Annotated in this window: 21 protein-coding genes and 1 tRNA gene; 7 read left to right on the forward strand and 15 right to left on the reverse strand. The window is 72.1% G+C overall.

The window, feature by feature from the left end; genetic code table 11:
* Nucleotides 1-31: 31 nt before the first annotated feature.
* Nucleotides 32-2,785, reverse strand: a complete 2,754-nt coding sequence (polA, locus tag ACQPYX_RS19020; RefSeq protein ID WP_433798863.1) for a DNA polymerase I — start codon at nucleotides 2,783-2,785, stop codon at nucleotides 32-34.
* 58 nt (nucleotides 2,786-2,843) lie between these two features.
* Between polA and ACQPYX_RS19025 the strand changes: the two genes are divergently transcribed.
* A complete protein-coding gene (locus ACQPYX_RS19025) occupies nucleotides 2,844-3,275 on the forward strand; it encodes a PaaI family thioesterase (protein WP_433798864.1) in 432 nt (143 codons plus the stop codon).
* Between the two features lie 82 nt (nucleotides 3,276-3,357).
* Here the strand turns inward: ACQPYX_RS19025 and ACQPYX_RS19030 are convergent, their stop codons facing one another.
* The 8 genes from ACQPYX_RS19030 to ACQPYX_RS19065 form a co-directional block, all read right to left on the reverse strand.
* Nucleotides 3,358-4,077: an ABC transporter ATP-binding protein gene (locus tag ACQPYX_RS19030; RefSeq protein WP_433798865.1), complete on the reverse strand. Its 720-nt coding sequence runs from the start codon at nucleotides 4,075-4,077 to the stop codon at nucleotides 3,358-3,360.
* The gene (locus ACQPYX_RS19035; RefSeq protein WP_433803759.1) at nucleotides 4,074-4,925 is read right to left on the reverse strand and encodes an ABC transporter ATP-binding protein; all 852 of its coding nucleotides are present in this window, start codon (nucleotides 4,923-4,925) and stop codon (nucleotides 4,074-4,076) included. Before ACQPYX_RS19035 ends, ACQPYX_RS19030 begins: the two co-directional genes overlap by 4 nt.
* An 83-nt stretch (nucleotides 4,926-5,008) precedes the next feature.
* Nucleotides 5,009-6,220 (reverse strand): branched-chain amino acid ABC transporter permease, encoded by a 1,212-nt coding sequence (locus ACQPYX_RS19040; protein ID WP_433798866.1) that lies wholly within the window; start codon nucleotides 6,218-6,220, stop codon nucleotides 5,009-5,011.
* A complete protein-coding gene (locus ACQPYX_RS19045; RefSeq protein ID WP_230758579.1) occupies nucleotides 6,217-7,161 on the reverse strand; it encodes a branched-chain amino acid ABC transporter permease in 945 nt (314 codons plus the stop codon). The genes ACQPYX_RS19040 and ACQPYX_RS19045 overlap by 4 nt, the downstream gene beginning before the upstream one ends.
* Nucleotides 7,162-7,380: 219 nt before the next feature.
* Nucleotides 7,381-8,586 (reverse strand): branched-chain amino acid ABC transporter substrate-binding protein, encoded by a 1,206-nt coding sequence (locus ACQPYX_RS19050; RefSeq protein WP_433798867.1) that lies wholly within the window; start codon nucleotides 8,584-8,586, stop codon nucleotides 7,381-7,383.
* A 174-nt stretch (nucleotides 8,587-8,760) separates the two neighbouring features.
* On the reverse strand, nucleotides 8,761-9,966 hold the full coding sequence (locus ACQPYX_RS19055; RefSeq protein WP_433798868.1) for an ABC transporter substrate-binding protein: 1,206 nt from the start codon (nucleotides 9,964-9,966) through the stop codon (nucleotides 8,761-8,763).
* A 136-nt stretch (nucleotides 9,967-10,102) separates the two neighbouring features.
* Nucleotides 10,103-10,741: an ANTAR domain-containing response regulator gene (locus tag ACQPYX_RS19060; protein WP_433798869.1), complete on the reverse strand. Its 639-nt coding sequence runs from the start codon at nucleotides 10,739-10,741 to the stop codon at nucleotides 10,103-10,105.
* Between the two features lie 234 nt (nucleotides 10,742-10,975).
* Nucleotides 10,976-11,053: transfer RNA gene (locus ACQPYX_RS19065), tRNA-Leu, on the reverse strand.
* A 125-nt stretch (nucleotides 11,054-11,178) separates the two neighbouring features.
* On the opposite strand from ACQPYX_RS19065, the gene ACQPYX_RS19070 reads away from it, so the two are divergent.
* Complete coding sequence (locus ACQPYX_RS19070) at nucleotides 11,179-11,937, forward strand: helix-turn-helix domain-containing protein (protein WP_433798870.1); 759 nt, start codon at nucleotides 11,179-11,181, stop codon at nucleotides 11,935-11,937.
* A gap of 13 nt (nucleotides 11,938-11,950) precedes the next feature.
* Here the strand turns inward: ACQPYX_RS19070 and ACQPYX_RS19075 are convergent, their stop codons facing one another.
* Nucleotides 11,951-12,295 (reverse strand): ArsR/SmtB family transcription factor, encoded by a 345-nt coding sequence (locus tag ACQPYX_RS19075; protein ID WP_433798871.1) that lies wholly within the window; start codon nucleotides 12,293-12,295, stop codon nucleotides 11,951-11,953.
* A gap of 56 nt (nucleotides 12,296-12,351) precedes the next feature.
* On the opposite strand from ACQPYX_RS19075, the gene ACQPYX_RS19080 reads away from it, so the two are divergent.
* Entirely contained in the window at nucleotides 12,352-13,284 is a 933-nt protein-coding gene (locus ACQPYX_RS19080) for a nicotianamine synthase family protein (RefSeq protein ID WP_433798872.1), read from the forward strand.
* Here ACQPYX_RS19080 and ACQPYX_RS19085 read toward each other — a convergent pair.
* Both ACQPYX_RS19085 and ACQPYX_RS19090 read right to left on the reverse strand, forming a co-directional pair.
* On the reverse strand, nucleotides 13,271-13,558 hold the full coding sequence (locus ACQPYX_RS19085) for a hypothetical protein (RefSeq protein WP_433798873.1): 288 nt from the start codon (nucleotides 13,556-13,558) through the stop codon (nucleotides 13,271-13,273). The genes ACQPYX_RS19080 and ACQPYX_RS19085 overlap by 14 nt on opposite strands.
* A gap of 20 nt (nucleotides 13,559-13,578) precedes the next feature.
* Nucleotides 13,579-14,316, reverse strand: coding sequence for an endonuclease/exonuclease/phosphatase family protein (locus ACQPYX_RS19090; RefSeq protein ID WP_433798874.1), 738 nt, complete (start codon nucleotides 14,314-14,316; stop codon nucleotides 13,579-13,581).
* 26 nt (nucleotides 14,317-14,342) lie between these two features.
* On the opposite strand from ACQPYX_RS19090, the gene ACQPYX_RS19095 reads away from it, so the two are divergent.
* The 3 genes from ACQPYX_RS19095 (at nucleotide 14,343) to ACQPYX_RS19105 (ending at nucleotide 16,809) form a co-directional block, all read left to right on the forward strand.
* A complete protein-coding gene (locus ACQPYX_RS19095) occupies nucleotides 14,343-14,660 on the forward strand; it encodes a Rieske (2Fe-2S) protein (RefSeq protein WP_433798875.1) in 318 nt (105 codons plus the stop codon).
* 90 nt (nucleotides 14,661-14,750) lie between these two features.
* Nucleotides 14,751-16,085 carry an MFS transporter gene (locus ACQPYX_RS19100; RefSeq protein WP_433798876.1) on the forward strand — a complete coding sequence of 445 codons (1,335 nt, stop codon included), beginning with the start codon at nucleotides 14,751-14,753 and terminating at the stop codon, nucleotides 16,083-16,085.
* Nucleotides 16,086-16,152: 67 nt separating this feature from the next.
* The gene (locus ACQPYX_RS19105; RefSeq protein WP_433798877.1) at nucleotides 16,153-16,809 is read left to right on the forward strand and encodes a class I SAM-dependent methyltransferase; all 657 of its coding nucleotides are present in this window, start codon (nucleotides 16,153-16,155) and stop codon (nucleotides 16,807-16,809) included.
* On the opposite strand, the gene ACQPYX_RS19110 is transcribed toward ACQPYX_RS19105, so the two are convergent.
* Nucleotides 16,788-17,033 (reverse strand): hypothetical protein, encoded by a 246-nt coding sequence (locus tag ACQPYX_RS19110; RefSeq protein WP_433798878.1) that lies wholly within the window; start codon nucleotides 17,031-17,033, stop codon nucleotides 16,788-16,790. The genes ACQPYX_RS19105 and ACQPYX_RS19110 overlap by 22 nt on opposite strands.
* A gap of 145 nt (nucleotides 17,034-17,178) precedes the next feature.
* Here ACQPYX_RS19110 and ACQPYX_RS19115 point away from each other — a divergent pair, with 145 nt between their 5' ends.
* Nucleotides 17,179-18,723 (forward strand): long-chain-fatty-acid--CoA ligase, encoded by a 1,545-nt coding sequence (locus tag ACQPYX_RS19115; RefSeq protein ID WP_433798879.1) that lies wholly within the window; start codon nucleotides 17,179-17,181, stop codon nucleotides 18,721-18,723.
* 7 nt (nucleotides 18,724-18,730) lie between these two features.
* On the opposite strand, the gene ACQPYX_RS19120 is transcribed toward ACQPYX_RS19115, so the two are convergent.
* Nucleotides 18,731-19,483, reverse strand: coding sequence for a phytanoyl-CoA dioxygenase family protein (locus ACQPYX_RS19120; RefSeq protein WP_433798880.1), 753 nt, complete (start codon nucleotides 19,481-19,483; stop codon nucleotides 18,731-18,733).
* A gap of 28 nt (nucleotides 19,484-19,511) precedes the next feature.
* Nucleotides 19,512-21,887: a phosphoenolpyruvate synthase gene (gene ppsA, locus ACQPYX_RS19125; protein WP_433798881.1), complete on the reverse strand. Its 2,376-nt coding sequence runs from the start codon at nucleotides 21,885-21,887 to the stop codon at nucleotides 19,512-19,514.
* Between the last annotated feature and the right edge of the window lie 26 nt (nucleotides 21,888-21,913).

A 21,913-nucleotide genomic window follows, 5' to 3' on the forward strand; every position in this document is an offset into this window, starting at 1 on the left:
GTACCGCCGCGTACCAGTCCTGGCCGGGTGATCAGTGCGCCGCCTGGTCCCACGACCGCCCGAACCCGACCGACACCTCGAGCGGCACGTCGAGCGCGAACGCCGCCCCCATCTCGCGGCGGACCAGCTCGGTGACCTGCTCGCGCTCCCCCGGCGCCACCTCGAGCACGAGCTCGTCGTGTACCTGGAGCAGCATCCGGCTGCGCAGCCCCTCCTCGCGCAGCGCCGCGTGCACCCCGAGCATCGCCACCTTGACGATGTCGGCCGCGCTGCCCTGGATCGGGGCGTTCAGCGCCATCCGCTCAGCCATCTCGCGGCGCTGGCGGTTGTCGCTGGTGAGATCGGGCAGGTAGCGCCGGCGGCCGAGGATCGAGCTGGTGTAGCCGTCCTTGCGGGCCTGGTCGACCACCTGGTGGAGGTAGTCGCGGACCCCGCCGAACCGCGCGAAGTAGTCCTCCATCAGCTCCTTCGCCTCCTCGGTGGAGGTGCGGAGCTGGGCGGAGAGGCCGTACGCGGACAGGCCGTAGGCGAGCCCGTAGTTCATCGCCTTGATCTTGGCGCGCTGCCCGGTGCTGACCTCGTTCTCGGCGACCCCGAACACCTTCGCCGCGGTGACCGAGTGGAAGTCCTCGCCGGACTTGAACGACTCGATCAGCTCGGCGTCGACCGAGAGGTGCGCCATGATCCGCATCTCGATCTGCGAGTAGTCCGCGGTCATCAGCTCGGCGTACGCGCCGTCGGCCGAGTCGGCCCCGACGACGAACGTGTCGCGGATGCGCCGCCCGGCCTCGGTGCGGACCGGGATGTTCTGCAGGTTCGGCTCGGTGGAGGACAGCCGGCCGGTGCGCGCGATCGTCTGGTTGAACGTGGTGTGGATGCGCCCGTCGTCGGAGACCGAGTCGAGCAGGCCCTTCACCGTCACCCGCAGCCGCGTGGCGTCGCGGTGCTCGAGCAGGTGCTCCAGGAAGGGGTGCGGGTTGGACTCGTTCAGCGTCTGCAGCGCGTCGGCGTCGGTGGTGTAGCCGGTCTTGGTCCGCTTGGTCTTCGGCATCTGCAGCTCGTCGAACAGCACGACCTGCAGCTGCTTCGGCGAGCCGAGGTTGATCTCCTTGCCGATCACGTCGTACGCCGACTGCGCCGCGGCCTGGACCCGACCGCCGAACTGCGACTCGAGGTCCTGCAGCGCCGACACGTCGACCGCCACCCCGGCGGCCTCCAGATCGGCGAGCACGCCGAGCAGCGGCAGCTCGAGGTCGGTGAGCAGGGCGGTGCCGCCGAGCTCGTCGAGGTCGGAGTCGAGCTTCTCGGCCAGGTCGGCCACGGCGCGGGCGCGCAGCATCTCGGTCTGCGCGAGGGTCGCGTCGGCCTCCTCCTCGCCGCCGTCGAGCGTGAGCTGGTCGCCGCCGGAGGCCGGCTCCTCGACCCGCAGCTCCCGGCGCAGGTAGCGCAGCGCCAGGTCGGCCAGGTCGAAGCTGCGCTCCCCCGGTCGGGCCAGGTAGGCCGCCAGTGCGGTGTCGCTGGTGACGCCCTCGAGCCGCCAGCCCCGGGCCCGCACCGCGTGCAGCGGCCCCTTGATCTCGTGGCCCGCCTTCGGCACCTCCGGGTCGGCGAGCCAGGCGGCGAGCGCCGTCTCGTCCTCGGGGGTGAGGGCGCGGGCGTCGACGTAGGTGGTCTCGCCGTCGGCCGCCGCGATCGCGACGCCCTCGAGGTCCCCCGTGCCGTGCGACCAGGTGCCCTTGAAGCCCAGACCGGCGCGCCGGCCGTCGCGGGCGTGCGCGTCGAGCCACGCCGGCACCGCGCCGGGCTCCAGCGCGGCGCCGCGCACCTCGAAGCCCTCGTCGGCCTCCGGCTCGGCGGACTGCAGGGTGGAGAACAGGCGCTCGCGCAGGACCCGGAACTCGAGCTCGTCGAACAAGCGATGCACGGCGTCCCGGTCCCACGCCCGGGCCTCCAGCTCGGGCGGCGTCACGTCGAGCTCGACGTCGCGCACCAGCTCGGTGAGCTGGCGGTTGAGCACCACCGACGAGAGGTGCTCGCGCAGCGCGTCGCCCGCCTTGCCGCGGACCTCGTCGACCCGCTCCACCAGCGCGTCGAGGCTGCCGAACTCGCGCACCCACTTCTGGGCGGTCTTCTCCCCCACGCCCGGGATGCTCGGCAGGTTGTCGCTGGGGTCGCCGCGCAGCGCCGCGAAGTCCGGGTACTGCTCCGGCGTCAGGGTGTACCGCTCCTGCACCGCCTCGGGGGTGTAGCGCACGAGGTCGGACACGCCCTTGCGTGGGTAGAGCACGGTGACCTGGTCGGTCACCAGCTGGAACGCGTCCCGGTCGCCGGTGCAGATGGCCACCTGCATGCCCTCGGCCACCGCCTGCGTGGTCAGCGTGGCGATCACGTCGTCGGCCTCGTAGCCCTCCCGCGTGATCACCAGGATGTGCAGCGTGGCGAGGATGTCCTTGATCAGGTCGACCTGGCCGCGGAACTCGTCGGGCGTCGCGCTGCGGTTGGCCTTGTAGGCGGCGTAGGTCTCCGACCGGAAGCTCTGCCGCGACACGTCGAAGGCGACCCCGACGTGCGTGGGCGCCTCGTCGCGCAGCAGGTTGATCAGCATCGAGGTGAAGCCGTAGACGGCGTTCGTCTTCTGCCCCGACGTGGTGGTGAAGTTCTCCACCGGCAGCGCGAAGAACGCGCGGTACGCCAGCGAGTGCCCGTCGAGCAGCAGCAGGCGCGCGCCCCCGGCCTCGTCCCCCGGCGTCGTCGAGGGCTTGCTTGCGGTCGTCGTCCCAGCCACGTCGCCGAGTCTGCCAGGGGGGTCCGACACTCTCGCCCGACGTCCCTAGGGTGACGGGGTGGATCAGTCCCCGGAGCAGAAGGCCGTCCCCGAGCTCGAGGTCGCGTACCCCGACGAGCAGCTCGGCGCGAAGATGGGCATCGAGATCACCGAGTGGGACCCGGCCCGCGTGGTCGGCACGATGCCGGTCACCGGCAACCGACAGCCCTTCGGTCTGCTGCACGGCGGCGCGAGCGCGGTGCTCGCCGAGACGATCGGGTCGACCGCGGCGTACCTCAACCGCGTCGGCGACCGGCGACCCGTCGGCCTCGAGCTCTCGTGCACCCACCACCGGTCGGCGCTGTCCGGGCTGGTCACGGCGGTGTGCACGCCGGCGTCGGTGGGGAAGACGGTCGGGACGTTCGAGATCGTCATCAGCGACGACGAGGGTCGTCGCGTCTGCACGTCGAAGCTGACCTGCATCTACCGGGACGCCACCCCGTCGGCCTGAGGCTGTCCCGTCCCGGAAGGAACGGCACTCTCGCGCACTCCATGTGCGCGAAAGTGCCGTTCGCTCGGAAAGGCTCCGGGAGCTACGAGACGCCCAGGTACGCGTCCTGGATCGTCGGGTCGGCCAGCAGCTCCGAGCCCGGGCCGGAGCGGGTGACCTCCCCGGTCTCGAGCACGTACGCCTGGTGGGCGAGCCCGAGCGCCTGCGTGGCGTTCTGCTCGACGAGCAGGATCGTCACGCCCTCCTTGTTGATGTCCTCGATCACCCGGAAGATCTGCTGGATGAACTGCGGGGCGAGCCCCATCGAGGGCTCGTCGAGCAGCAGCAGGCGGGGACGGGCCATCAGCGCCCGCCCGATGGCGAGCATCTGCTGCTCGCCGCCGGAGAGGGTGCCGCCGACCTGATTGCGCCGCTCGGCCAGGCGCGGGAAGTAGGTGAACGCCCGCTCCTGGTCCTCGGCGAACTCCTTGGAGCGCCGGTCGGAGCGGACGAACCCGCCCATGTCCAGGTTCTCCAGCACCGTCATGCCGGGGAAGATGCCGCGGCCCTCGGGCACCTGGCAGATCCCCTTGCGCACCCGCAGGTCGGCGCGGACCTTCGTGAGGTCCTCGCCGTCGAAGGTCATCGACCCCGACTGCAGGCCGAGCAGCCCGGAGATCGTCTTCATCGTCGTCGTCTTGCCGGCGCCGTTCGCGCCGATCAGCGAGACGATCTGTCCCTCCGTCACCGACAGCGTGATGCCGCGGAGCGCCTGGATGCGCCCGTAGGCGACGTTGACGTCGGAGAGTTCGAGCAGGCTCACTCGTCCACCGCCGTTCCGAGGTAGGCCGAGACGACCGCGGGGTCGCGACGGACCTCGTCGGGCACGCCGTCGGCGATCTTGCGGCCGAAGTCGAGCACGACCAGCCGGTCGGTCACACCGAGGACCACCCGCATGTCGTGCTCGACGAGGACCACCGTGAACCCGTCGTCGCGGATCTTGAGGATGAGCTCGGAGAGCGCGTCCTTCTCGACCGCCGAGAAGCCGGCCGCGGGTTCGTCGAGGCAGAGCAGCTTGGGCTCCGTCGCGAGCGCCCGGGCGATCTCCAGCCGGCGCTGGTCGCCGTAGGGCAGCGACGTCGCCTTGTCCGCCGCGCGGTGGGCGATCCCGACGAACTCGAGGAGCGCCATCGCCTTGTCCACGGCCTCCCGCTCCTCGCGACGGTGCCGCGGGAGCCGGAGCAGGGCGCCGGGCACCGAGGTGCGGTGCCGCGCGTCGGTGCCGACAACGACGTTCTCCAGCGCCGTCATCGCCCCGAAGAGCCGGATGTTCTGGAACGTCCGGGCCACGCCTGCCTGGATGATCTTGTACCGCTTCATCTTCGCCAGCGACTGCCCCTCGAGGCGGATGTCGCCCTCGGTGGGCCGGTAGACGCCGGTGACGATGTTGAAGCAGGTCGTCTTGCCGGCGCCGTTCGGTCCGATGAGGCCCAGGATCTCGCCCCGCCGGACGTCGAACGAGACGTCGTCGAGCGCGGTCAGACCACCGAAGCGGACCGTGAGGCCGTCGACGGCGAGCAGGGTCTCCCCCGCCGACACCGCGATCTCGCGGTCCGCGGCGACCTTCTCGGCCACCGCGGCCTCGTGCTCGGCGCGCTCGGACGCGTCCATCTGCTCGACGGCCTCGAGCAGGCCCTCCTCGGGCGGCGTCGTCCGGGTCGAGCTCCGCTGCGCGTCGTCTCCCACCGGGCTGCTCACTCGCCACCTCCCTGCGGACGCGACCCGGAGCGGTCGTCGGGAACGGCCTCCGGTGGTTCACCCGCCGGTCTGGTCGCCGGGGTGAGCGACGTCGGCGCCACGCCGGTCCCCGCCCCGAACAGTTTCTGGTACGCCTGCCGCCCGTAGGTGAGCAGGTGCTGGCGCATCCCGAGGATGCCCTGCGGCCGGAAGATCATCAGGATGATGAGCGCGAGACCGAAGACCAGGAAGCGGTACTCGGGCTCGAACTGGAACCGGTCGGGGATGTAGGACACCAGGAAGGCCCCCACGACGACGCCGATCTTGTTGCCCTGTCCGCCGAGGACCACCGCGGCGAGGTAGAGGATCGAGGTGGTGACGTCGAAGCGCTGGTTGTTGACGAAGCCGACCTGCGCGGCGAACAGCGTGCCGGACAGGCCGCCGACCGCGGCGCCGATCGCGAAGGCCCAGATCTTGAAGCGGTATGTCGGGACGCCCGTGAGCTCGGCGGCGTCCTCGTCCTCGCGCACGGCGATCCAGGCGCGTCCGACCCGCGAGCGCTCCAGGTTCCCCATGAACAGCAGGATGATGATGACGATGGTGACCGCAAGCCAGTAGAAGCCCTGAGCGTCGTTCTGGGTGAAGATCGGCGTGCCGTCGGAGTACGTGCCACCGGGCCGGGCGATGTCCTGGAAGCCCCGGTTGCCGCGCAGCGGGTCGATGTTGTCGGCCAGCAGGCGGACGATCTCGCCGAAGCCCAGCGTGACGATCGCGAGGTAGTCGCCGCGCAGACGCAGTGTCGGCGTCCCGAGGATGACCCCCGAGATCATCGTGACGACCATGGCGATCGGCACGATCACCAGCCACGGGAAGCGCACGCCGAGCTCGGAGTCGGGCGACGAGAGCAGCGCCGCGGTGTAGGCGCCGATCGCGAAGAAGCCGACGTACCCGAGGTCGAGCAGGCCCGCCTGTCCGATCACGACGTTGAGCCCGATCGCGATCAGCGCGAACACCGCCGCGTTGAACAGCGCGATCGGGAACGAGGTCGCCGGCTCGGTGGTGATGATCGGCGGGTTGAGCACCGGGAGCAGGTAGATGATCGCTGCGACCGGTACGAGCAGGCCCCACTGCTGGGGTCGGCTGCGGGCGTTCCACCAGCGGGAGAGCTCGGCGCGCCGGCTCTGCTTCGCGGGGGTGGCCGACGACGGGCGTTCCTCGGTCGTCGTCATACTCTCGCCTTCCCCAACGACTCGCCGAGGATCCCGGTCGGCCGGAACATCAGGACGCCCACGAGCAGGACGAACGCGACGACGTCGCGCCAGTCACCGCCGAACAGGGACTGCCCGTAGTTCTCCGCGATGCCGAGGATCAGGCCGCCGAGCAGGGCACCGCGCAGGTTGCCGATGCCGCCGAGGACGGCCGCGGCGAACGCCTTGATGCCGAGCAGGAAGCCGCCGTTGAACACCGCGCCCTGCGGGATCGTCATCAGGTAGAACAGCGCCGCCGCGCCGGCGAGCAGGCCGCCGAGCAGGAACGTGATCATGATGACGCGCTCCCGGTTGACCCCCATGAGCGTGGCGGTCGCGGGGTCCTGGGCGACGGCGCGGACGCCGCGGCCGAGGCGGGTGCGGTTGACGAACGAGTCCGCGATGACGAACAGCGCGAGCGCCGCCAGGATAATGATCACCTGGAGGTTCGTGACGGGCGCGCCGAAGATGCGGAACAGCGGTTCGGGCGGCAGCAGCCGGATGGTGCCCTCGGGGTTGGAGCCGCGGGTGATCCGGAAGATCTGCTGGATGACGAACGAGGCGCCGATGGCGGTGATGAGGAACGCCAGGCGGGGGGCGTTGCGCTTGCGCAGCGGCCGGTAGGCGACGCGTTCCAGGATCACGGCGGCGACGCCCGCGAGGATCATGCCGACGGCGCCCGCCAGGACGAGGTTGGCGATGATGCCGGCGAGCGGCACGTTCGGGGTCTGACCGGGCTGGAAGCCCAGGGCGAGGAACGTGAAGTACACGCCGAACACGCCGATCACGAAGATCTCGGAGTGGGCGAAGTTGATGAGCTGGAGCACCCCGTAGACCAGGGTGTAGCCGAGGGCGACCAGGGCGTAGATGCTCCCGTAGGAGAGCCCGTTGATCGTGTTGGCCCAGAAGCGGTCGAGGAACAACCCGACGTCGAAGTTGATCCACGGCCCGGAACCCTGGGCGACCAGGTCCGTGACAGCGGTGAGGGTGTGGATGACGCTCTCCTGAGGGGGAGCCGGCGGCCGAGGCGGGTGGCCCGGCCGGGGGAACGCGGCGGTGGTGACCGTAGTGGTGCCGCGGGGGCGGACGAACGACGGCCGCGCCCGGACGGGTGGCCCGGGCGCGGCCGTCGACGCGGAGGATCAGCCGGTGATCGGCGAATCCGTGACGATCTTGTCGCCGTCGACCCGGTAGACGTACACCGGGGTGTCGGTGAGCTCGCCGTTGGGCTGCCACTGGAACTTCTTCGTCAGGCCCTGGCCGTTGTAGGACTTGACGAAGTTGAGCAGCGCCGGACGCGAGTTCGCGCCCTTGTCGATGCCCTGCAGCAGGATGGTCGCGGCGTCGTACGCCTCGGCCGAGTAGGTCTGCGGCGGGGTGTTGTAGGCCTGCTGGTAGGCGTTCGTGAAGGCGGTGAAGCCCTCCTGCGGGACGCACGGGCAGGTGAGGAACGAGCCGTTGGCCGCGCCCGCGGCGTTGACCACGAACTGCTCGTCCTTGACGCCGTCCGGCGCGACGAACGGCGTCTGCACGCCCGCGTCACGCAGCTGCTGGATCAGCGGCGAGGCCTCGGTGTAGTAGCCGGCGTAGAAGATCGCCTGCGGGTTGGCCTGCTGGACCTGGCCGACCGTCGCGGAGAACTCCTTCTGGTTCGTCTTCACGTCGCCCTGGCACGCGGCGACCTGCGGGCCGAGCGCCTGGGTGACCGCCTGCGCGAGGCCGATGCCGTAGTCCGAGTCGTCCTTGATGACGCAGATCGACTGCGGGTTGAACTTCTGCTGCATCCACTTCGCGGCGGCCGGCCCCTGGACGGCGTCGTTGCCGAGGCCGCGGAAGAAGGTCGTCCAGCCGTTCTGCGTCAGTCCCGGGTTGGTGGCCGACGGCGTGATGTTGACCAGGCCCGCGGCGTTGAGCGCGGGGCCGACGGCCTTCGACTCGCCGGAGAACGGCAGGCCGACGATGCCGAGGACGGCCTGGTTGTTGATCACGGCCTGCGTCGGGCCGACCGCGGTGTCGGGCGTGCCGCCCGAGTCGGCCTTGACGAGGGTGACCTGGCAGCCGGCGTTGGCCTGGTTGTGCTGGTTGACCGCCAGCTCGGTGGCGTTCGCAATCGCCTGGCCGAGCGCGGCGTTCTGGCCGGCGAGGGTGCCGACGTACGCGATCGAGGTGCCGGGCGCGCACCGGCCCTGGCCGTCACCGGCGGGCAGGACGGCGTTGTTGGGCTGGGCGGGCGCGGGGGCGGCGCTGGTCTGCGCCGGACCGCTCCCACTCTGGTTGGCGCAGCCGGAGAGCACCAGGGCCGCTGCCGCGACCAGGGCGCCCGCGGCGGCGAACCGACGTCGGACCACTGAACGAACCTCCGTTGCATGGTGTGCTCGAAGAGCGACCGTTGAAGTTCCAAACTCCGCCGGTCGGGTGGGAAAGATAGACCCAAATCTTCGAGAACAACAGCGGGCGTCCAGCTGGTATCGAAGCCGTAACGCAAGGTCTGCCGGATCGGACCTGCCGTGCGGCGCAACCGCTTAAGGTTGGGTACGCTCCGGGATCCATCGGCCGCCGACCAGCCGATACACGGCCACGGAGTCGGAGCTGACGTCGCCGAACCGGTCGAAGGAGATGGGCCCGGTGACGCCGTCCGCGTCAGTCGACTGGACCGCCTGGTCCACTGCGGGTCGTTGATCGGGTGACCACTCTCCGCCACCACGGCCGTTCACCACGCTCGCCACGGCACCGAGCACCACGTTGGTCGCGTCGAAGCTGAAGGCGCCGTACTCGCCGTAGCCCTCGGGGTAGCCGGCCGCACGGTAGGCGTCGACGAACCCACGGGCGGCGGGCAGGGTCTCGGGTGGTGCGCCCACGGTGGTGCCGAGGTCGCCGTCCTGTCCCCCGGCCGCCGCGTAGCCCGGGTTGACCATGCCGTCCCCGCCCATCACGGGGCCGCCGGCGCCCGCCAGCGCCTCGGAGAGCGGGCCGCCCGCCGGGTACTCGCCGCCGTAGAACACCGCCTGCGGCCCAGCCGCGCGGACGGCGGCGACCGTGGCGTCGCGGGCGCTCGCCGGGGCGGCGGCCGGGAGGGTCTGGCGCAGGACCACCTGCCCGCCGCGGGTCTGGAACTGCTTGACGAACTCGCCCGCGAGGCCCTCGCCGTAGGTGTTGCCGTCGCTGATCACCGCGACCCGGGTCCGACCGGTCCCGGCGAGGTAGTTCGCCGCGAGAGGGCCCTGGACGGCGTCGGTCGCGACGACACGGAAGTAGGTCTGGTACTGCCGCAACGGCGCGGTGACGGGGTTGGCCCCGCGGGTCAGGGAGACGTTGGTGTTGCCCGGCGACACCTGGACGACGCCCGCGTCGCTGAGGACGGGCTGCACGGCCTGCGCGGTGGAGGAGTTGTAGGTACCGACCACGCCGACGACGTCGGGGTCGGCCGCCAGCTGTCGGGCCGCCTCGGCGCCGGTCGCGGGGTCGGCGCGGTCGTCCTTCGCGTCCAGCGCGAGGCGGTAGCCCGGGATCGCGCACCGGTCGTTGGCCTGGCGGACGGCGAGGTCGGCGGCGTTGCGCATCCCCGCGCCGATGTTGGCGAGCTCGCCGGACAGCGGTGCCACCAGACCGACGGTCAACGTGCCGCGATCGGTGTCGCAGTCGCCCGGCGAGGAGCCCGAGGCGCCGCACGCCGTGAGAGCCAGGGCAGCCGTGACCACGACGGTCACGAGCGCAGCGGATCGCCTCATGGCCGGACACCGTAGGTCACGATCAGGTGAAGGCCGGTGACGGGTGACCCCGTTACTGCAGGTCAGCGTCATCGGTCACTCACGCGGACCATCGACGCATCGTCACCGTGGTCGTCCGGCGGCCGGTACCCCTCGGTCAGCCGAACGTCTCGATGACGGCGTCGGCGACGACCTTCATCGAGGTGCGGCGGTCCATCGCGGTGCGCTGGATCCACCGGAAGGCGTCCGGCTCGGTCATCTTCTTCTTCGCCATGAGCAGGCCCTTGGCGCGCTCGACGGCCTTGCGGGTCTCGAGGCGCTCGGTGAGCCCGGCGACCTCGTCCTCGAGCGCACGGACCTCGGCGAAGCGGCTGGCCGCGACCTCGATCGCCGGCACGACGTCGGTCCGGGTGAACGGCTTGACCAGGTAGGCCATGGCGCCCGCGTCGCGCGCCGAGTCGACCAGTTCGCGCTGCGAGAAGGCGGTCAGCATGACGACGGGGGCGATGCGCTCCTGCGCGATCGTCGTGGCCGCCTCGAGCCCGTCGGTACCGGGCATCTTGATGTCCATCATGACGAGGCCGGGCTTGAGGCTGCGGGCCATCTCGATGGCCTGCGCGCCGTCGGCGGCCTCCCCCACGACGTCGTAGCCCTCCTCGCGCAGCATCTCCACGAGGTCCATGCGGATGAGCGCCTCGTCCTCGGCGACCAGGACCCGCAGCGCCTCGCGCGGCGTCTCCTCGGGCTCGGGCACGGTGTCCGCCTCGGCGACGATGTCCGCGGCCTGCTGGCTCATGGCGGGTCCTCCTGGTGCGCTTCGCTGCCGCTCGAGCCGCCCTGCGTCTCCCCCGAGGGGCGGTCGATCCTCGGACCCGTCCGCTGGCGGGCTCGATTCAGTGCAGCGTATCGAGCGGCCCGTACGTGCCGTCGACGACGAGCGCCACGATGAGGGCGCTCTCACAGTGCTCGCCACGGACGCGAGCGCGGGCGGCGTCCCGGGCCGCGCATCGGCGGCCGTTCGCGACGGACGTGGTGCCCCCGGTGGGATTCGAACCCACACTGTATGGAGTTTGAGACCATTGCCTACTGCCGATTGGGCTACGGGGGCTACTCCACTCGGTCCTACGCCACCAATTCTAGTCCAGTGCTTCACCCACCGGCCGACGCGGTGTCGCGTGCCGCGGTGATCGCGTTCCGCCGAGGCTGTCGGGGGTCGGATGCACCATTCCCCCCATGTACGACCGAAGCACCGTCGACGCCGTTCTCGCACTGCACGCCGACGGAGTGTCGACGGCCGAGATCGCACGTCGACTGGGCATCGGGCACGCCACGGCCTGGCGGTGGTGTCGCGGCGGGCAGGCGGAACCGGTTCCCGGTCGTTCGCGCCGCGATCGATGTCCGCTCTGCCACGGGGTCGGCCTCGACCAGGCTCAGTACGCCTACCTTCTCGGGCAGTATCTCGGCGACGGGCACATCGTGGAGGGGCGGCGAGGTGTCGCCTCGTTGTCCGTCGCCTGCGCCGACGACTGGCCCGGAATCCGCGCCGAGGTCGAACGGGCGATGCGCGCGGTCATGCCCACGTCCTCGGTCTCCTCGGTCCGACGGGTGGGCTGCCGTGAGGTGAAGAGCTACTCGACGCACTGGACGTGCCTATTCCCCCAACACGGGCCGGGCCGCAAGCACGATCGACCCATCGTCCTGGCACCGTGGCAGGACCGTGTCGCCCGGGAGCACGCCGGGCGACTCCTTCGGGGACTGATCCACTCCGACGGCTGCCGCATCACCAACTGGGCCCGTCCGCGGCCCGACGGCAAGCGCTACGACTATCCCCGCTACTGGTTCTCCAACCACTCCACCGACATCCTCGACATCTGTTCCCGCGCTCTCGACGAGATCGGGGTGGAGCACCGCCGACCGCGGTGGAACGCGATCTCGGTGGCGCGAAAGGCCTCGGTGGCGCGCCTCGACGAGTTCGTCGGCCCCAAGTACTGATGCCCCGCCGCCGTCACCGCTGCGCGAGCCGGTGCCCCGCATCGTGGACGAGGTCGGCGAGCAGCTCGCCCACGTGGTGGTCGCGGGCCCGCGAGAGCACCCGGCGGCCCTCCCGGCGTTGGGTGATCAGGCCCACGAGGCGGAGTTTCGCGAGGTGCTGGGACACCGCGGGGCGGGCGACGCCGAGGCGCTCCGCGAGGGTCGAGACGTCGAGCTCGTCGCCGCAGAGCAGCCACAACAGCCGCAGGCGCGTCGGGTCGGCCAGCATCCGCAGACCGTCGACGACCTCCTCGACCCGGTCGTCCGCCGGCAGCTGCTGCCAGGGGTCGACCGGTTCAGTGGTGTTGCGTGCGCACACGAGCACGTATGTTGGCACGTGGTCAGGCCCGGCACCATCCTGGAGGTCGAAGGATCATGACGAGCTCGACGCCGATTCGTCGTCCCGCACCACATCCGACCCAGCAGAACCAGCAGCACCAGACGCCGCGCGCCGGCCGCCCGACGGTCCACGGCTGCGGGCACGCCGACACCGGCTCCGCGCGGGCCGCGGTCATCACCCAGGTCCGCGCCCTGCACGCCGCCCTGCTCGCCTGTCCCGACCTGACGCCCGGGCCCCGCACGAACGACATCTTCAGCCGTCTCGTCGCCCTCGCGGTCGACCCCGCCGCCGCGCGCGAGGCGGACGCGGTCCTGGCCGACCCCGCCGTCGCGCCCCTCCTCCCCGGCCTGCGGCAGCTGTGCGCCGACGGGGAGTTCGAGCTGGAGCGGCACTGGGCGCGCCGGATCGTCGCGGCGACCGACCCCGCGGCCGAGCTGGCGCGGTTCCCGTACCACCAGAACTACGTCGACCTCACCCGGCTCGAGCACCACGCGGTGTCCGGCCTGGTCCCCCACCGGGTCGGACGGGTCCTCTTCGTCGGGTCCGGGCCGTTGCCGCTGACCTCGATGCTCCTCGCGCAGCGGTACGGGTGCGCCGTCGACAACCTCGACCGCGAGCCGGAGGCGGTGACCCTCGGCGCGGCGCTCGCGGACGTCGCCGGCTGCACCGGCCTGCGCTTCGACGTGGGCGACGTCGTCGACCACCACGACCTCGCCGACTACGACCTCGTCTACCTCGCGGCCCTCGCCGGACTCGACCCCGACGCGAAGCTCGGCCTGCTCTCCCACCTCGCGCGGACCCTGGCGCCGGGCACGCTCGTCCTCGCCCGCAGCGCCCATTCCCTGCGTGGTCTGCTCTACCCGGTGCTCGACCCGCACGACCTGCCCGGGATGGACACGCTCTCGGTGGTCCACCCCTTCACCGACGTCGTGAACTCGGTGGTCGTGGCGCGGGTCAGAGGCGCGTGAGTCGGCGCCGGTTGCCCCGCACGGTGCGCTGCACCGGGGCGAGCACGTCCCCGACGTAGCGGGCGACGTCGCTCGGCGGCCGGGTCACCGCGATGCGGCCGGCCTCGGTGAACGCCGTCGCCTTCTCGGTCACCATCCGCCGCAGCTCGCGGCGCTCCTGCGGGCCCGGCGGGCGACCGGTCGCGACGATCCGCGCCGTCCGCAGTCCGATCACGATCGGTGCGGACACCGAGATCTCGACGAGCTGGAGCCACGGCCGCACCCATCCACCCATGGCTCCGACGCTACGTGCCGTCACCGGCGCAGCTCCGCCACGAGCGGCCGGTGGTCGGACACCGACACCTCGGTCGTCCGGGCGGACACCACGCCCAGCCCCCGGACGAGCACGTGGTCGATGGCGCCCGCGCCGGTCGTCGGGAAGGAGCCCACCGAGGTGAGCGCGCCGAGCCGACCGACGTCGGTCCGGTTGAGGTCCCCCAGCACGACGACGGGTCCGGGCACCCCGGCCGCGACCCCGGCCAGCGCCTCCAGCTGCGGCCCGGCGGTCCCGTCCAGCCCGAGGTGCGCGTTCACGACGACGAGCCCGCCGAGATCGACGCGCTGGTAGCCGCGCTGCTCGTCGCGGCGGTCGGGCGCGAACAGGGACGTCGACGCGGCGATCACGGGGAGCCGCGTGAGCACCGCGAGCCCGTAGGTGACCGCCCCGCGGTCGCCGCAGGGCCGGCGCAGCGCCGCATTCACCGGCGCGGCGTCCTCCTCCGGCGTCGGGACCACCGGCCCGGGTACCGCCGTGTATGCGAGCCCCCGCGCGCGCAGCAGGTCCGCCAGCTCGGTCGCCTCCGCGGCACAGATCTCCTGCAGGCCCGCCACGTCGGGCCGCTGCTCGGCGATCACCGGTGCCCAGTCCGCGGGGTCGGACCGGGACGTGAGGACGTTCCAGGTCATCACCCGCAGCGGCTCCCCCACCGGTCCCGGAGCCGTCCCGCACCCGCCCAGCAGCAGGACTACGAGCAGCACGGATCGGGCAATCACGGCGACCAGTGTCGAGGGGGCGCGCCATGGGGTGGGAAGCGGTCGCCGACGTCGACCAGCTCGAGGAGGGCGAACCGCTGCAGGTCGAGCTCGCCGGCACCCCGGTGTGCGTGGTGCTGCTCTCGCCGACCGAGGCGTGCGCGGTGCACGACACCTGCACCCACCAGGGCCAGTCGCTCGCCGAGGGCCACGTGACGCCCGAGGACGAGATCGTGTGCCCGGCGCACAACTCGACGTTCGACCTGCACACCGGCGAGGCCCGCGGGATTCCCGCGGTCGAGCCGGTGGCGAGCTTCCCCTGCCGCATCGACGACGGGGCGGTGTGGGTGGACGTCGCCGGGTGAGCCCTTCCGCCCGGCGGACGGATCCTGGTGCGTGTCGGACCCCTCGCCTACGGTGACCGCGCCCAGGCACCGTCGTCGGGAAGGTCACCGATGTCCGATCAGCGCCAGGTCCGCCGCGTGCTCGGCGCGAGCCTCGTCGGCACCACCATCGAGTGGTACGACTTCTTCATCTACGCCTCGGCCTCCGGCCTGGTGTTCGGGCAGCTGTTCTTCTCCCCGCTCGGCCCGACGGCGGGTCTGTTCGCCTCGTTCGCGACGATCGGCGTGAGCTTCGTCGTCCGCCCCTTCGGCGGGATCCTGGCCGGGCACCTCGGCGACCGCTTCGGGCGGCGCGGCGTGCTCGTGGCGACCCTGCTGCTCATGGGGATCTCGACCGTCGGCGTCGGCCTCCTGCCCACCTACGCCTCGATCGGCGCGGCCGCCCCGGTCCTGCTCGTCGTCCTGCGCCTGCTCCAGGGCGTGTCGGCGGGCGGCGAGTGGGGCGGGGCCGCCCTGATGTCGGTCGAGCACGCCCCGCACGGCAAGCGCGGCTACTACGGCTCCTTCCCGCAGCTCGGCGTGCCGATCGGGCTGCTGATCGCCAACGGCGTCTTCTTCACGGTCTCCGGGCTCACCACCCGCGAGCAGTTCCTCGCGTGGGGCTGGCGCCTGCCCTTCCTGCTCTCGATCGTCCTGATCGCCGTCGGCTTCGTGATCCGCTACCGGGTCGACGAGAGCCCCGTGTTCGACGAGCTGCGCCGCCGGCGGGCCCGGCGCTCGGCCCCGCTCGGCGTGGTGCTCCGCCGGCACCCGCGCGAACTGCTCGTCGGGATCGGCCTGTTCATGGCGAACAACATGGCGGGCTACCTGCTGATCGCGTTCATCACCACCTACGGCACCCGCACGCTCGGGCTCTCGACGGCGACGATGCTGCTGATCGGGATCGCCGGCGCCGTCTCGTGGGGGTTCGCGACGCTCTACGCCGCCCGGTGGTCCGACCGCGTCGGCCGCAAGCGGGTCTACCTCGTCGGCACACTCGCGCTGCTGGTGTGGGCGTTCCCGCTGTTCCTGCTGCTGGACACGGCGAACGTCGGGCTCATGGTGCTCGCGGTCGTCGTCTTCGGGATCCCGCTCGGCCTCACCTACGGCCAGCAGTCCGCGACCTACGCGGAGATGTTCCCGGCCGCCGTCCGCTACAGCGGCGCGTCCCTCGCCTACGCCCTCGGCGCGGTGCTCGGCGGCGCGTTCGCCCCGCTGCTCTCGGCGTACCTGGTGGAGGTCACCGGGACCTCGCTGTCGGTGTCGGGGTACATCGCGGTGCTGTCGCTGATCACCCTCGCCGCGGTCCTCGCGATGCGCGAGCGGCCCGCGGCGGAGCGGGAGGCCTTCGTCGACGGGGAGGTCGACGGGGAGGCCGACGACGAGGCGGTGCGCGCGCAGGCGTGAGGGCTTGACCTCGACCACGGTTCAGGGTCGAGGGTCCCGGTCGTCCGCACGACACCGGGAGGCCGCGATGACCACACCACCGAGCACCTTCGACGAGGCGTACCGCATCGGGGAACCACCGTGGGTGATCGGCGAGCCGCAACCCGCGGTCGTCGAACTGGAGCGCGCCGGCGGCATCGTCGGGCCCGTCCTCGACCTCGGGTGCGGGGCCGGGGAGCACGCCGTGCTGCTGGCCCGGCACGGGTACGACGTCCTCGCCGCCGACGCCTCCCCCACGGCCGTCGACCAGGCCCGGGACCGGGCGCGGGCGTCCGGCGTCGACGTGTCGTTCGTCGTCGCCGACGCCTTCGACCCGGCCGGACTCGGGCGCTTCGCGACCGTGCTCGACAGCGCCCTGTTCCACGTCTTCGACGCCGCCGACCGCGCCCGCTACGCGCGCGCCCTGACCACGGTGGTCGAGCCCGGCGGTCAGGTGCTCGTCCTCGCGCTCTCGACGCGCGGTCCCGGGTTCGGGCCGCAGATCGACGACGAGGACGTCGACGCGGCGTTCACCGGACCCGACTGGCGGGTCGAGGACCTCCGGCCCAGCACCTACCGGGGACGGGTGACCCACCCCGACCAGGCGGCGGGCACCGGGGCGGGGGTGGGCGAGCTGGTCGACCTGCCGGCCGTCCTGGCCCGGGTCCGTCGCACCGGTGGGCCTCAGACCTCCTCGAGCTCGTAGGCGTCGTCGCCGATCCACACCCGCAGGCCCTCGGCGTCGTCGCTGATCGCGCCGTCCTCCTCCTCGGAGAGCTCCCGCGACGCGCCGAGGGCCCGCTTGGAGTAGCGGATCCGGCCGTCGCCGAGGTCCTCCGGGCGGTACTCCCGGGCCAGCACCGACGTCCGCGTCGACGTCGCGAGGTACGCGGCGTTCTCGGTGCCCACCTCGGCGATCCACTCGTTCATGACGGGATCCCACCGCGGTCGGCGCTCCCCCTCCAAGATCTGCCGTCATCGGCCGATGCTGCACTGGGCCGAACGAGCGATGCGCTTTCGCACCCTACCTACGGTGCGTCACGCTGTGGCCCGGACCACAGCGCGAGGAGCACCGATGTACCTGACCCAGGGCCTGCACCGGGCCGCCCGCGAGACCCCGGACCTGGCCGCCACCGTGCACGGCGACCGGACCCGCACCTGGGCGGAGAGCCGCGACCGCGTCGCCCGCCTCGCCGCCGGCCTGCAGGAACTGGGCGTGGAGCCCGGCGACCGGGTGGCGGTCCTCGCCCTGAACTCCGACCGGTACCACGAGATCCTGCTCGGGGTGCCGTGGGCGGGCGGCGTCGTCGTGCCGGTGAACGTCCGCTGGAGCGCCGCCGAGGTGGCGTTCGCGCTCACCGACGCCGGGGTCCGCGTCCTGCTCGTCGACGACACCCTGCTGCCCATCCTCCCCCGGGTGCGCGCCGAGGCGGCGACGCTGCGTCACGTCGTGCACCTCGGCGACGGACCGACCCCCGAGGGCGCGCTGCCCTACGAGGGGCTCGTCGAGGGCCACGACCCGGTGCCCGACGCCCACCGCCACGGCGACGACCCGTACGGCGTCTACTACACGGGCGGCACCACGGGGACCCCGAAGGGCGTGGTCCTGAGCCACGCGAACCTGCTGACCTCGTCGCTGGGGATGCTCGCCACCGGCGACGTCATGCGCCCCGGCGGCCGGCTCCTGCACGCCGCACCGATGTTCCACATCGCCGACGGCGCCACCTGGCTCGCCCGCACCGTCCTCGGCGGCACCCACGTGATCCTGCCGTCGTTCACGCCGTCCGGCGTGGCCGGGGCGATCGAGCGGCACCGGGTCACCGATGCGCTCCTCGTCCCGACGATGATCCAGATGCTCGTCGACGCGCCGGAGACCCGCGACGCCGACCTGTCCAGCCTGCGCCACCTGATCTACGGCGCCTCGCCGATCTCCGCCGCCGTGCTCGACCGCGCCACCTCCCGCCTGCCGGGCTGCCGCTTCACCCAGGCCTACGGGATGACCGAGCTCGCGCCGGTCGCGACGCTGCTCCTCCCCGACGACCACGCCGACGAACGCCTGCGCCGGTCGGCCGGGCGCGCCGCACCGCACGCCGAGGTCCGCGTCGTCGGGCCGGACGACCGCGAGGTCCCCCGCGGCACGGTCGGGGAGATCGTCGTCCGCGGCGGGCACGTGATGCAGGGGTACTGGAACCGTCCCGAGGAGACCGCCGCCGCCCTGCGCGGCGGGTGGATGCACACCGGAGACGCCGGCTGGATGAACGACGAGGGTTACGTCAGCGTCGTCGACCGGATCAAGGACATGATCATCAGCGGCGGGGAGAACGTGTACTCGGCCGAGGTGGAGAACGCCCTGGCCGCCCACCCGGCGGTCGCGTCCTGCGCCGTCATCGGTGTGCCCGACGACCGCTGGGGCGAGCGGGTGCACGCCGTCGTCGTCCTCCGCGACGGCGCCGTCGCCCCGTCGACGGACGACCTCCGCGAGCACGTCGCCGCCCGGATCGCCCGGTACAAGGCGCCGCGGTCGGTGGAGTACCTCGAGGCCCTCCCCGTCTCCGGCGCCGGCAAGATCCTCAAGCGGGAGCTGCGGGCCACCCGGACCGCGGCACCGACGCCGGCCTGACCCGCCGTCAGGACCGCAGACCCGCCCGGATCGCCGTCGCGACGGGGAACGGTGCGTCCAGGTCCGGCGGTCCGGCCGGCTCGAGCGGCGGCTGGGCCATCAGCCGGGGCCGGGTCCCGCGGTGGGGCTGGGCGGCGTGCACGAGGAACGGGTGACAGAGGAAGACGTCGCCGGCCGCGCCGTCCGCGGTGGCGACCGGACGGTGCGCCGAGGCCGGCACCACGTCCTGACACACCGCCATCCACGCGCGACCCTCGTCCCCGACGTCGGCCAGGAACGGCGGCACGTCGAGGTGCGACCCGACGCGGATGCGGGTCGGGGCGTCGTCCGGACCGACGTCGGCGAACAGGAACAGCATCAGCAGCGCCCGGCCGTCGCTGCGCAGGTTCACCCGGGGTCCGCCGTCGGGGCCCGCGAAGCTCCCTTCGACGTGCCAGCCGTCGTCGCCGGGCTCGTCGGGCGACGGGAACCGCACGGGGATCGTGCCCAGTCCCGTGCGCGCCACCCAGCGCCCCGGCCCGACGAGCTGGTCGAACGCCTCGTGCAGCACCGGCGCCTGCGCGGCCGCGGCGAACGGCGGCGTGCCGAAGCCGTCGAGGCGCCGCACGGGCACCGTCCAGGTCGACGGGTCGTCGGGTGACTCCGGGAGCGCGGCCCAGATCTCGACCGCGCACGCGTCCGCCACGGACCGCGGGAAGGCCCCGCGGACCGCGACGAACCCGTCGTCGTGGAAGCGGCGGATCTCGTCGTCGGTGAGCATCACCGACGATTCTCGCGGCGCTGTCGACCTACTTCTCCGCCTCCGCGACCTTCTCGATCACGGTCAGCACACTGTCCGGGTTCAGCGACATCGAGTCGATGCCCTGCTCCACCAGGAACTCCGCCAGCTCCGGGTGGTCGGACGGCCCCTGTCCGCAGATGCCGACGTACTTCCCCCGCGCGTGCGCCGTCTCGATGAGCATCGAGATCATCTTCTTGACGGCCGGGCTGCGCTCGTCGAACAGGTGGGTCAACCGGTCGTCGTCGCGCCCGATGCCGAGGGTGAGCTGGGTGAGGTCGTTGGAGCCGATCGAGAACCCGTCGAAGCGCTCGGCGAACTCGTCGGCCTGCAGGACGTTCGACGGGATCTCCGCCATCACGTAGACCTGCAGCTCGTCGCGCCCCCGCTCGAGGCCGAACTCGGCCATCGTCTCCAGGACACGGTCGGCCTCCTCCGGGGTGCGGCAGAACGGCACCATGACGATGACGTTGGTGAAGCCCATCTCGACGCGCACGCGGTGCAGCGCGCGGCACTCGAGGGCGAAGGCCTCCTTGTAGTCGTCGCTGTAGTAGCGCGACGCGCCGCGCCACCCGAGCATCGGGTTCTCCTCGTCGGGCTCGAACGCCGTCCCGCCGATGAGGCCCGCGTACTCGTTGGTCTTGAAGTCCGAGAGCCGCACGACGACCGGTTCCGGGTACTGCGACGCGGCGATCACGCCGATCCCGCGGGCCATCTGCTCGACGAAGTACTCCTCGTTCGAGTCGTAGCCGGTGGTCAGCTCCTCGATCCGGGCGCGGGCCTCGTCGTCGACCCGGTCGGGGTGCAGCAGGGCCAGCGGGTGCGCCTGGATGACGTTGTTGACGAGGTACTCGACGCGGGCGAGCCCGATGCCCCTGGCCGGCAGTCGCCACCACTGCATGGCCGCAGCGGGGTTGCCGATGTTCATCATCACGCGCGTACGGGTCTCGGGGACGTCGTCGAGCGAGAGGTCCTCGACCGTGTAGGACAGCAGCCCCTCGTAGACCTGTCCCTGGTCGCCCTCAACGCAGGAGATCGTGACCTCCTGGTCGTCGGAGAGCGTCGCCGTGGCGTCCTGGGTCCCGACGATCGCGGGCACGCCGAGCTCGCGGGACACGATCGCCGCGTGCGAGGTGCGTCCGCCGCGGTCGGTGACGATGGCCGCGGCCTTGCGCATGATCGGCACCCAGTCGGGGTCGGTCATCTCGGTGACGAGGACCCGCCCCTCCTCGAAGGTGTCGATGTCGTCGGCCGAGGCGATGCGCTGGACGGCGCCGGACGCGACGGCCTGCCCGATCGCGAGGCCGCTGACGAGGACGGTGCCGGACTCGTCGAGCCGGTAGGTCTGCAGCGTGCCGGCGCCGGCGTTGGACTGCACGGTCTCGGGGCGCGCCTGGACGACGAACATCTCCCCCGTGCGCCCGTCGCGCGCCCACTCGATGTCCATCGGCCGGTCGTAGTGCTGCTCGATCGTCGTGCCCCAGCGCGCCAGCTCGAGGATCTCGTCGTCGGAGAGGACGAACCGGGACCGCTGCTCGGCCGGGGTCTCGACGTTCTCCGTCGTGTCGCCGGCCTGCTCCGGGTCGGCTGCGTACTGCAGCGTCTTCTCCTTGGCGCCGACGGTCTTCTCGACGATGGGGACGAGCTTCTCGTTCTCGAGGAACGGCTTGTAGACCGTGTACTGGTCCGGCGTCACCTCGCCGCCGACGACGTTCTCGCCGAGCCCCCAGGCGGCGTTGATGACGATCGTGTCCGGAAAGCCGGTGTCGGAGTCGATGGTGAACATGACGCCGGCACTGCCCTGGTCGGAGCGCACCATCTTCTGCACGCCCACCGAGAGCGCCAGGTCGAGGTGGTCGTACCCCTGCTCGGTGCGGTAGGCGATCGCGCGGTCGGTGAACACCGAGGCGAAGCAGTCCTTGCACGCGCGCATCAGGTCGTCGGCGCCGGTGATGTTCAGGTAGGTGTCCTGCTGGCCGGCGAAGCTCGCGTCCGGCAGGTCCTCGGCGGTCGCGCTCGAGCGCACCGCCACGTCGACGTTCTCCGTGTCGTACCGGCGCGACAGTTCGGCGTAGGCCTCGCGGATGGCCTCCGCGGTGTCCTCCGGGAACTCCGCCTTCGTGAACTCCTCGCGGATGGCCGCACCGACCTCGGCCAGCTTGTCGCCGTCCGGGTCGAGGCCGTCGAGCAGTTCCCGGACCCGGTCGTCGAGCCCGTTGGCCGACAGGAACGCGCGGTAGGCGTCCGCGGTCGTCGCGAAGCCCCCGGGGACGCGGACGCCGGCCGACTCCAGGTTCTGGATCATCTCGCCGAGCGAGGAGTTCTTCCCCCCGACGGCGTCGACGTCACCCGACGACAGCGTCTCCAGCCAGCGCACGTGGTCCATGTCGGCCCTCCGTCCCGGGTCCGCGC

The organism is Actinomycetospora sp. CA-084318 (genome assembly GCF_050955885.1).
Taxonomy (GTDB): domain Bacteria; phylum Actinomycetota; class Actinomycetes; order Mycobacteriales; family Pseudonocardiaceae; genus Actinomycetospora.

What these genes read in the sequence shown, in the direction of transcription:
- ACQPYX_RS19035 (WP_433803759.1), bottom strand. Translation starts at nt 4,925, where the DNA reads ATGGACGCGTCCGAGCGCGCCGAGCACGAGGCCGCGGTGGCCGAGAAG.
- ACQPYX_RS19040 (WP_433798866.1), bottom strand. Translation starts at nt 6,220, where the DNA reads ATGACGACGACCGAGGAACGCCCGTCGTCGGCCACCCCCGCGAAGCAG.
- ACQPYX_RS19055 (WP_433798868.1), bottom strand. Translation starts at nt 9,966, where the DNA reads ATGAGGCGATCCGCTGCGCTCGTGACCGTCGTGGTCACGGCTGCCCTG.
- ACQPYX_RS19060 (WP_433798869.1), bottom strand. Translation starts at nt 10,741, where the DNA reads ATGAGCCAGCAGGCCGCGGACATCGTCGCCGAGGCGGACACCGTGCCC.
- ACQPYX_RS19070 (WP_433798870.1), top strand. Translation starts at nt 11,179, where the DNA reads ATGTACGACCGAAGCACCGTCGACGCCGTTCTCGCACTGCACGCCGAC.
- ACQPYX_RS19080 (WP_433798872.1), top strand. Translation starts at nt 12,352, where the DNA reads ATGACGAGCTCGACGCCGATTCGTCGTCCCGCACCACATCCGACCCAG.
- ACQPYX_RS19085 (WP_433798873.1), bottom strand. Translation starts at nt 13,558, where the DNA reads ATGGGTGGATGGGTGCGGCCGTGGCTCCAGCTCGTCGAGATCTCGGTG.
- ACQPYX_RS19095 (WP_433798875.1), top strand. Translation starts at nt 14,343, where the DNA reads ATGGGGTGGGAAGCGGTCGCCGACGTCGACCAGCTCGAGGAGGGCGAA.
- ACQPYX_RS19100 (WP_433798876.1), top strand. Translation starts at nt 14,751, where the DNA reads ATGTCCGATCAGCGCCAGGTCCGCCGCGTGCTCGGCGCGAGCCTCGTC.
- ACQPYX_RS19105 (WP_433798877.1), top strand. Translation starts at nt 16,153, where the DNA reads ATGACCACACCACCGAGCACCTTCGACGAGGCGTACCGCATCGGGGAA.
- ACQPYX_RS19110 (WP_433798878.1), bottom strand. Translation starts at nt 17,033, where the DNA reads ATGAACGAGTGGATCGCCGAGGTGGGCACCGAGAACGCCGCGTACCTC.
- ACQPYX_RS19115 (WP_433798879.1), top strand. Translation starts at nt 17,179, where the DNA reads ATGTACCTGACCCAGGGCCTGCACCGGGCCGCCCGCGAGACCCCGGAC.
- ACQPYX_RS19120 (WP_433798880.1), bottom strand. Translation starts at nt 19,483, where the DNA reads ATGCTCACCGACGACGAGATCCGCCGCTTCCACGACGACGGGTTCGTC.
- ppsA (WP_433798881.1), bottom strand. Translation starts at nt 21,887, where the DNA reads ATGGACCACGTGCGCTGGCTGGAGACGCTGTCGTCGGGTGACGTCGAC.